Below are 7,987 nucleotides of genomic sequence, written 5' to 3'. Positions count from 1 at the left end.
GACTCGAGTTTTTCGCGTTCTTCAGCAGAATTTGCCGCAGCGCTATTGGATTGCCTTGCTGCGCCCAGTTTTTCTGTCTCAATGCTGATTTTTCCCTGAATCTCAGCGATGTTTTTGCGCGCGTTATCAAGCAGCTTGATAGCCTTGTCTGCGTCAACTTCAGGCACATCCGGCGTCCACGTTTCGGCTTTTTCCTTGCCCCATGTCTGCCCGCCAGTGGTGCTTTTCCACTCGCCCTTGACTTCTTTGGCGCTATCTGCAGCGGATTTTTGTGCAGCCTGGAATCCAGCGCGAAGCAGTGATCTGATCCGCTCAACCTTGTCTGCGTTGCATTTGAGATCATTAACCAGCTTTTCGCATATCACGGTAGGGTTAATGCTGATTTGAGATAGTCCGAACAGGTATGAACGACGCTTATTTTCATCCAGCTGCGCGAATCGCTGCGCTTCCAGCACATAGGGTAAGACAGGAATTTCTGAATGATTGCCTTTGCCGGACGGAACAACGATGCTGAATTTATTCTCGCCGGTAATCACTTCAGCGAAACCGGAGTCATGCTCATCAGATACCAGGAGGCTGTATTCCTTTTTCAAACTGACGCGCGAAGCTTCGCCCGTTAAGGCATGCTGTACCGCGTCACGAATGGACGATTTTCCAGATCCGTTGTGGCCGGCAATCAGTGTTACCGGTGTACTGCATTTGATTGATACCGACTTTGCGGACAGGTAGTTTTCAATGTTGATTGCGCTGATTTTCATTGCTCCGTTACCTCTTCGTCAGCGTTTTCTTCATGCCACGCCTTATGGCCGCGAATCCATTCGACGACCAGTTCACTGCGAACAACCGGGCAATCGCTTTGTGGCTTGCCCTCTGAAGCAGCCTGGTATCCATCCTCGAACGCCTTATTCAACTCTTCGGTTGTCGGTTTTACGTCATCAGGTGATGGCAATCTGGTTGCGCTTGAGTCAATCGTTTCATCGTCTCCCATTCCGCCGCCATCATTGTCATGGTATTCATGGCCTAAATCGAATGCGCGCTGGTCATTTTCTCCTTGTATTTCGTCCATGCCGCCAGTATGATCCGCCGCATCTGCAACCACTACCATGACGCTTTTGCCGTTCGCATCATATAATTCATGCAAGTTCGGTGCGTTTGTGCCAAACCGGATGACGGCTTTCACGCCATCTTTGATAGTAATCTGTTCGAGATCGCCCACCACTACGATGCGGCCCTGGGCGGACAGGACATGAACAACCATCTTGATGTTTTCTTCTACGCGACTGCGTAAACGTTCAATAACATCATCCTGTTTCTTTTTTGACATTTTTTGCCATACATCTGGCATTAACCTTATTTCCTGCACAAGAGCTTCGAGTAAATCCCTGCCAACCGTTTCTGCCGTAATTTTTCTGAAATCCGATTCATCCATGATTGATCCTTCGATATTTTGTTTATTGCTTAATGGTTATTCCAAATCCAGCGGCTCTTGATTGCGCGGTTTGCGTTGAGTCTCCGAAGTGGAAGGCTTCTGTTCTGCCTTTGGCTCGACCTTTTGTTCTGGCTCTGGTTTGGCTTCAGGATTTGCTTCCTGTTTCTGACCTGGGCCTTCTTCATCCATTATAGGGTTCACATCTTCAGGCTCATCTTCCACTGGCGCCCAGTCATTATTTACCGCCGCATCAATTGTTAACCCTTGCTTGCCCACCTCAGCAGCATCATTCAAAGAAATGGCCGCTGACATTTCTGCGCTGGCTGGCATGTACTTCAACACCTGAAGCAGAACAACCTTTCGCGCATACATTTCAAAATTCTCGAAAGAGTAGTGCCGCTTGCCGACTTTGCTGTATCTGTCTCTATGCTTTTTTACGCGAGACACCGGCCACACTTCGATGACAGGCCACTCAGCACCTTTTACGCGACCAATTGCATATACGTGAGTTAACAAGTCAACATCGAATTCATCACCCGGTTTGTGAGTGACGAAGGGTCTGTCACCAAGCGCATATTCAAAATGATCTCCATCAAATACTGCGCCAGTCCAGGTTGTGCAGTTACCTGATCTATTTGACAGGTCAACTAATCCTTTCCAACCCGGAACAAACTGACACTCTTTCCCGTATGGGATAAGGTATGATCGCCCAAGGGTATCCGGCTCTAAACCAAGCTGACTGGCCTGTATCACGGCTGCGAATACACTGCGCGGATCGCAATCGCCAAGCTTCGGAGTTCTCCTGAACGCTGTTAATGCTATTCTTGCCATGCGGTCAGGGTTTAAGTGTTTAGGTAATGCCCTTGCGATTTCTGATTTGAATTGATCCAGCATTGCGGGAAAATTCTTTGGTTTTGCTCCATTACCAGAAACCACAGATTTGAGTGTGCTAGTGCTCATAATAAATTTCTCCTTACTCCAATCTAAAAACACGAGAGCCGGGTGTTACTTTTGTGGCTGCGTTGATTATTTGGTCAAGATCAGCCTTGCTAATCCCTGTTGATTTGCCAACAAGATCATAAAAGGCCGACATCCAGTCTGTTTTTTTGCCGTCTTTGTTGTTCTTCCATGAACACAGTTGGTCTCTGCCGGCAAACAGGTACGCAGAATCACCCATGTATTTTTTTACCTGAATAATTAAGCGTTCCAGTTCAACCTCAAGGTTCTTTTGTGAAGATTTAATCGTTCTGATTTCTTCTATTGCCCCGATGATTTCATTGTTCGCTTCAACAGCCGAACCGGAATCCTTGGTGAATAAATGCTTTATGTCGTCAGCCGTGGCGGGTTCCGGCGCGTCACGGTTTTGAACGCGAGTCCAGAATTCAATTTCTTTTTGCCGCATGATCCGAATCATTTCCTCGTCGCGGTCAACAAAATGCACGCGCAAATCGTCTGCGCCGATCAGTGCCGCCACGATGGTTCTATTTCTTCCGACAACCATTTGTCCGTGTAGACATTGGGCGGTGTAATATATGGGGATCTCGTCTGTGTTCTCATCGCCCCAATCCTTGGCCGCGAAGGGGTGCACGGTTTTCATTTCACCGTTAAATTCCTCACCGTCAATAATCAATTCAAGGTCAATTTCTGCAGCGATGAAGTTGTGCACAGGGTCTTTATATCTCTTGTTACGATCCAGGATATGCACATCATGTCCCAGGCTTTGAAGTTCATCGACAAGCATATCTATAACAACCGGTTCCCAACGCTTGCCGCGATTAAACAATCTCTGTTTTTGTGGTGTTATTTCTTCCTGGAATTCGCCAATTTTTTCCTGATACAGCTGAAATTGCGATTTCCAAGGTGACACTTCGAGTATTGCCGCGACGTCACCACCTCCAATGTATTTTGTTCTATCCATTTCAGTCATGACAATTCCTTTTTAATTTTTTCGAGCCTGCATTGAACTTCAAGCAGTCCACGAATCTGCGCCAGTTTTGGATCAATGTTTCTCTCCAGTTCCAACGCGCAAGTGGTCGATTCGATCACGTCATGGCAAAACTGAAGATTCTGGTATTCGAGCGATTCTTCATCGTGATGATTAATCTGCGTGTTATTGATCGCTTCGCACAGGCAGTCGACCATTTCATGGATTGAAATACGCTCCTGCAGCAATATCTCAGCCTTGCGTTGGAAGTCATTCAGCATCGCCGTCGACCTCCGCTGCTCAGCTTTCTGGTGGTTAAAATTTGCTAATTCCATACCGCCTCCGCTTAGGCTTGGTCTCTAAGAATTTCTGGCAAATCTGCATCAATTTTCTTGCAATGCTTTTCCTCTACAGATAAAGCAAATCTTTTGCCATCCTTCATGTGTGATTTAATCGCTCTCATAGCAGCATCAGAAGTGCTTTTGTATATACCTGAATACTCGATCTTGAAACCGCCAGAAACCACTTTGATATCGCATGTAACCATTATTGATTTCTCCCCATGTATTCAGCTTCAATGTCTGCCCTGATTTGGTCCTTCAGCCGGTCTACCAGTACTGGCAAATTACTTGTGTGCACAACGTACAATTCAGGGTGATGGCCTGGTACAGAGAAGTCGCTAAGTATTTCAACTATCTGAGGGTTATCTACGTTCCATCGTTGGCTCATTGTTATCTACCTTGTTATTGGTGGAGGCGGGCAAGTTATCCTGCATGACGGACGAAAATCCCTGGCATCGACGCTACCCGCCACAGCCTCCGTTAGTGAATTACGATTCGGTCAAATTTGTGCAGCCGGCCATTATTCCCAGTTCAGGCGGCGTGAAATGTGGGTTGATTCTTGCAAGCAGCGAATCGATCTCATCACATTGAGCTGGTGATCCAAGGTATAAAGCCTCGGTTTGATATGTCTGTGAGCCGTAGCCGTTGCTCTGGTAGATCACGCCTATGACATAGATTGCCTGTGCATCCTCTGGCTTGACGGTCTGGATGCATGTGGAAGTCTGGTTATCATTGAAACCGTGCGCTCTGGTGTTATTCAGCTTGAGTTTCATTTCGTAGCCTTCATTTGTGTACTGATCCAGGTCTACGTTGTATGTGCGTCCGATATGCCTCTCGCATTGCGCGAGGGTAGGGTGTTCTGCGATGGTCAGGGCAGCTGCGCCGCGATCGATATCGCCGCCCAGTGCAGCAAGAATTGAAAGGGAGATACTCTTGAACATATTTTTGCTCCTTTGAATAAAAATTCGTAAAAAGTCAAAAAAGAGACCGGTGAATCTAAAAATCTCGATCATCCGGCCTCGGAAACACCGCTATTGCGGTACACGTCATCACTAGGGGAGAGATGATCACTTTCTACACATCTACGTTTACAACTAATGGTGAGATGCGATAGTTAATATATTACAACTATAAGTTGTTATTAGTCAACAACCATAAGTTGTAATTTTGGAAAAAATTTTTTGGAATTTAAACGGAGATAAAAAATGATGAAACGGCTTCTGTGCGGGTAGGGTGAGGCCGGCCAGATGGCCGACTTGTCTTTATAGGAGAGAACCAGCTGCTCCTAATATTTAAATCGGTCTACTGTTGATGAAATTTAATGAATGTTAAAAATAACTACTGTTAACTAATGAGAGAAGTGTTATTTTGTTTGGAAAAGAAATGCAGTAGGTTAACCGTAATCGAGCGTGTCAGAACATAGTTTGAGATAAATTACCAAAAAAGTGGTACTGAAATCACCACTTTGCTCCACCGCCAAATTGTCCAAAATCTCTATCCATGTCAATTTTGTAGCTTGGATTTATGCTGTCAATTAGCTGCGATGAAATATCCAAATCATACTTTATCTGATCAATCGGTTTTGATAGATCATATTTATAAAGCATTCCAGAAAAACTGGAATATGGATAATCATCATCTTCTAAATTTAAATTCCTGTTGCTTCCAAATCCTTTCAAGCTCATTGATTGGGAGCTGGCGAGGCCAGAAAATGAAGAGCCTGATGTTTGTCTGCTACTGCTAGCAGGAGCAACTTTATATTGATTATTGACACTATCTACGATTAGATATGCAGTAACGCCTATTGCAAGACCAGTTAATGTTGTAACAAAAAACTGTCTCATTTTTGCTTCTTGTATTTGTGTTGGGTGCTGTCCAACTAAATCAGAACTAGGCGCTGGGCGTCCCATTTTTTCTAATGTCTCTTTTGCATTTTTATCGCCATACCTGCTGGCCATATTAAACCAATATAGAGCCTCATCTTCGCGATCAACCATTAAAAGTGATACGCCGAGGTTGTTCATTGCGGCAGGGTATCCATTTTTGGAGAGCTCAGAGTAAATACCGGAAGCAACTGCAAAGTCACCGTGTTCTAACGCTGCTAGTCCTTTATTGAATGATGCCTCGTCCGTCTTAAGTTGGTTGGATGCGCAGCCAAAAACAAATGCTGCAACCAACACAAAAATAAGAGTTTGGATAGTCTTCAATTTATCTTCATCCCTTAGGGTTAAGCAGGTTCCATTAATTCAATTAGGTTTTCTTCAAAAGCATTCCACCATTTTTCAAGCCCTTTTTTAACTGCCTCAGGTGGTGGGTTGGTTCCGTATATGATCCATTTGCTTTTATTTTTGGGATGTAATTTGAAAGCAATTTTCACGGAGGATTCTTCTTGTGACCGGATCGATAAAATTTCAATTCTTGCTGTTATATAAAAGTTGCCGCTGTCGTCTAAAACAAAGATCGTAGAATAGAATTTTCCAACATAATTTGATGCCATAGCTTGCATTATTGGCTCTTCTATTTCCTTAATTGCTTGATACTCTTCTTTTGTAAATGGATTAGGTGTTAAAGATTGTACGATTAAAGAATTGCTGCTTTCTTCAATTATAGTAAATCCGAGTTGGCCCGCTGCATTTTTAGCTGCTTTCATGCATTTATCAACATTATTTGAATATGTTCTGCTACCTTGAGATGCAAGCGTCTTACTATTTATTCCACCCCAAAATGAATCAATAGCATCCATAGAATGCTGTAATTCTTGAGTGCTAACACATCCAGTTGTAAATGTGACAATGAAATAGATTATTATTAATTTCAAAGCCAGCTTTTTTGCATTTGTGCTATTTTTCATAGCGCCATCGTCTAAGTTCTTATTGGTTACTTATTTTTTAGTTCTTTTCTTGGATGGATTTTATTTTCAACGATCTTAAGAATATCATCCACTACATTCAGGTACTCTTCATCCATCCGTGCGATTCTTCGCATCATTTCTATGTTCTTGAATGTTAACTTTGTTTCATCGATACCGAGAATGTTGTTTGAGTCAACGCCATCGAGCCATCCGGTTGGTAATCCGAATTCGGTTTCAATTATTTCTTTAATATCGTCACCAATTCTTTTTTTGCCTTTTTTTCCTTCTGGATAGAATATACGGTTGACGTAAGATTGGTCTTTTCCAATCTTGCGAGCGATTTCGGCATTGACTCCATTACATTTCTCGTCACGTAGCTTTATTAAATTCAAGCGCCTTCTTTCATACTTATCCATGTTAAATGAGTATGTTTACGATAAACGGGGTCTTCTTGCAAAAGCAATTTGGTCTTTTGCAGCGCTCTTTCAGAATTACAAGCTTATCACCCGCCAGATCCTTGTTCTTCTCCATCGTTATCTGGTTTTGCAAATGTTTCAATGACTCTTTTAGCCTGTTTCCTGTTTTCTTTTGGTATTTCCATCAAAATCTTAATGCTTTCAACCTGGTCCAGATCCAATTTGTCAGGATCAATTCCCAGCATTTTGAGGGTTTTTTCAGCCTTGTTTAGCTCTTGGTATTTAATGCCTCTACCAGTTGAGAGCCATTCAAAATTGACACCGAAGTAGTCGCACAGCGCTACTTTATGGCTGTGTTTTGGTATCGATTCACCGTCAAGCCACTTGCGAACAGCTTCCTGAGATACGCCAAATTTTTTTCGTAGAAGAGTTTGTCTTCCATATTCAGGAAGGTTTTTTTCATCGCATAATTCTTTCAGGCGCTTGGAGAAAAGCGCTTTTTCTTTATCACTCATGCGATAAATCATATGCTGATTACAACCAACTATCAGTTGTTGACATTCTACAACTAATGGTTGTATTATTTTCTCCATGAGTAAATATCCATTGCAAAAAGCTATAGAAGTAGCTGGCGGCCAGTCTGAATTGGCAAAAAAAATAAATTGTTGGTTTGCAGACAAAAGACTTGGCAAAAAAAATCTAAAACAGCAGCACGTATACAAATGGATTAATCATCCATCAGGAGTACCTACGGTGCCTCCTGAATATCGTCTTGCTATTGAAGAAATCACGAATCGAGTGGTTACCGTCAGGTCATTGAGTCATGACATTTATCCACAAGAAATAGAAAGAAATGAAAACGCCGCGTAAAAACAATGGAATACCCATGCAGATGCTGGCATTCCAGGTGAGGAATTTTACTTGCCGTTCCTCTTGTCCGTCCGCACCGAGGGGATTTCCTTTTTCCTCTCTGTACCTACCCCTTCGGATGCGGGCATTTTTTCATAGTTTCAGTTTAGCCAGGTA

The 7,987-nt window shown here is 43.3% G+C and carries 13 protein-coding genes; 1 reads left to right on the top strand and 12 read right to left on the bottom strand.

Annotation, left to right across the window (positions count from 1 at the left end):
• The 12 genes from BMX44_RS16000 to BMX44_RS15945 all read right to left on the bottom strand — a co-directional run.
• The coding region (locus BMX44_RS16000) for an AAA family ATPase (RefSeq protein ID WP_177167795.1) at window positions 1-758 on the bottom strand (758 nt) is incomplete at its 3' end.
• Entirely contained in the window at window positions 755-1,429 is a 675-nt protein-coding gene (locus BMX44_RS15995) for a ribosome modulation factor (protein ID WP_090634888.1), read from the bottom strand. The genes BMX44_RS15995 and BMX44_RS16000, both read right to left, overlap by 4 nt.
• A gap of 36 nt (window positions 1,430-1,465) precedes the next feature.
• Window positions 1,466-2,389 carry a recombinase RecT gene (locus tag BMX44_RS15990; protein ID WP_090634886.1) on the bottom strand — a complete coding sequence of 308 codons (924 nt, stop codon included), beginning with the start codon at window positions 2,387-2,389 and terminating at the stop codon, window positions 1,466-1,468.
• 13 nt (window positions 2,390-2,402) lie between these two features.
• Complete coding sequence (locus tag BMX44_RS15985) at window positions 2,403-3,356, bottom strand: YqaJ viral recombinase family nuclease (RefSeq protein ID WP_090634884.1); 954 nt, start codon at window positions 3,354-3,356, stop codon at window positions 2,403-2,405.
• A complete protein-coding gene (locus BMX44_RS15980; RefSeq protein WP_090634881.1) occupies window positions 3,353-3,688 on the bottom strand; it encodes a hypothetical protein in 336 nt (111 codons plus the stop codon). Before BMX44_RS15980 ends, BMX44_RS15985 begins: the two co-directional genes overlap by 4 nt.
• A gap of 11 nt (window positions 3,689-3,699) precedes the next feature.
• Complete coding sequence (locus BMX44_RS15975; RefSeq protein ID WP_090634880.1) at window positions 3,700-3,900, bottom strand: hypothetical protein; 201 nt, start codon at window positions 3,898-3,900, stop codon at window positions 3,700-3,702.
• Window positions 3,900-4,082, bottom strand: a complete 183-nt coding sequence (locus BMX44_RS15970) for a hypothetical protein (RefSeq protein WP_090634876.1) — start codon at window positions 4,080-4,082, stop codon at window positions 3,900-3,902. Before BMX44_RS15970 ends, BMX44_RS15975 begins: the two co-directional genes overlap by 1 nt.
• A gap of 100 nt (window positions 4,083-4,182) precedes the next feature.
• Window positions 4,183-4,635, bottom strand: coding sequence for a hypothetical protein (locus tag BMX44_RS15965; RefSeq protein WP_090634874.1), 453 nt, complete (start codon window positions 4,633-4,635; stop codon window positions 4,183-4,185).
• Between the two features lie 516 nt (window positions 4,636-5,151).
• Window positions 5,152-5,901: a tetratricopeptide repeat protein gene (locus BMX44_RS15960; protein WP_143056983.1), complete on the bottom strand. Its 750-nt coding sequence runs from the start codon at window positions 5,899-5,901 to the stop codon at window positions 5,152-5,154.
• Window positions 5,902-5,921: 20 nt separating this feature from the next.
• Entirely contained in the window at window positions 5,922-6,545 is a 624-nt protein-coding gene (locus tag BMX44_RS15955; protein ID WP_090634870.1) for a hypothetical protein, read from the bottom strand.
• Window positions 6,546-6,571: 26 nt separating this feature from the next.
• On the bottom strand, window positions 6,572-6,961 hold the full coding sequence (locus tag BMX44_RS16975) for a hypothetical protein (RefSeq protein ID WP_177167794.1): 390 nt from the start codon (window positions 6,959-6,961) through the stop codon (window positions 6,572-6,574).
• A gap of 86 nt (window positions 6,962-7,047) precedes the next feature.
• Window positions 7,048-7,554 carry a helix-turn-helix domain-containing protein gene (locus tag BMX44_RS15945; RefSeq protein WP_090634868.1) on the bottom strand — a complete coding sequence of 169 codons (507 nt, stop codon included), beginning with the start codon at window positions 7,552-7,554 and terminating at the stop codon, window positions 7,048-7,050.
• On the opposite strand from BMX44_RS15945, the gene BMX44_RS15940 reads away from it, so the two are divergent.
• Entirely contained in the window at window positions 7,553-7,831 is a 279-nt protein-coding gene (locus tag BMX44_RS15940) for a YdaS family helix-turn-helix protein (protein ID WP_090634866.1), read from the top strand. The two genes, BMX44_RS15945 and BMX44_RS15940, sit on opposite strands and share 2 nt — an antisense overlap.
• The last annotated feature ends 156 nt before the right edge of the window (window positions 7,832-7,987 follow it).

Origin of the sequence: Nitrosomonas marina, from assembly GCF_900110145.1 — a bacterium.
GTDB classification, from domain to species: Bacteria; Pseudomonadota; Gammaproteobacteria; order Burkholderiales; family Nitrosomonadaceae; genus Nitrosomonas; species Nitrosomonas marina.
This window is presented reverse-complemented; position numbering and strand designations above follow the sequence as displayed.

Bases quoted from the DNA above. Each gene is read 5' to 3' on its own strand.
- BMX44_RS15995 (WP_090634888.1), bottom strand. From the start codon at position 1,429: ATGGATGAATCGGATTTCAGAAAAATTACGGCAGAAACGGTTGGCAGG.
- BMX44_RS15955 (WP_090634870.1), bottom strand. From the start codon at position 6,545: ATGAAAAATAGCACAAATGCAAAAAAGCTGGCTTTGAAATTAATAATA.
- BMX44_RS15945 (WP_090634868.1), bottom strand. From the start codon at position 7,554: ATGGAGAAAATAATACAACCATTAGTTGTAGAATGTCAACAACTGATA.
- BMX44_RS15990 (WP_090634886.1), bottom strand. From the start codon at position 2,389: ATGAGCACTAGCACACTCAAATCTGTGGTTTCTGGTAATGGAGCAAAA.
- BMX44_RS15975 (WP_090634880.1), bottom strand. From the start codon at position 3,900: ATGGTTACATGCGATATCAAAGTGGTTTCTGGCGGTTTCAAGATCGAG.
- BMX44_RS15965 (WP_090634874.1), bottom strand. From the start codon at position 4,635: ATGTTCAAGAGTATCTCCCTTTCAATTCTTGCTGCACTGGGCGGCGAT.
- BMX44_RS15970 (WP_090634876.1), bottom strand. From the start codon at position 4,082: ATGAGCCAACGATGGAACGTAGATAACCCTCAGATAGTTGAAATACTT.
- BMX44_RS15940 (WP_090634866.1), top strand. From the start codon at position 7,553: ATGAGTAAATATCCATTGCAAAAAGCTATAGAAGTAGCTGGCGGCCAG.
- BMX44_RS15985 (WP_090634884.1), bottom strand. From the start codon at position 3,356: ATGACTGAAATGGATAGAACAAAATACATTGGAGGTGGTGACGTCGCG.
- BMX44_RS15980 (WP_090634881.1), bottom strand. From the start codon at position 3,688: ATGGAATTAGCAAATTTTAACCACCAGAAAGCTGAGCAGCGGAGGTCG.
- BMX44_RS16975 (WP_177167794.1), bottom strand. From the start codon at position 6,961: ATGGATAAGTATGAAAGAAGGCGCTTGAATTTAATAAAGCTACGTGAC.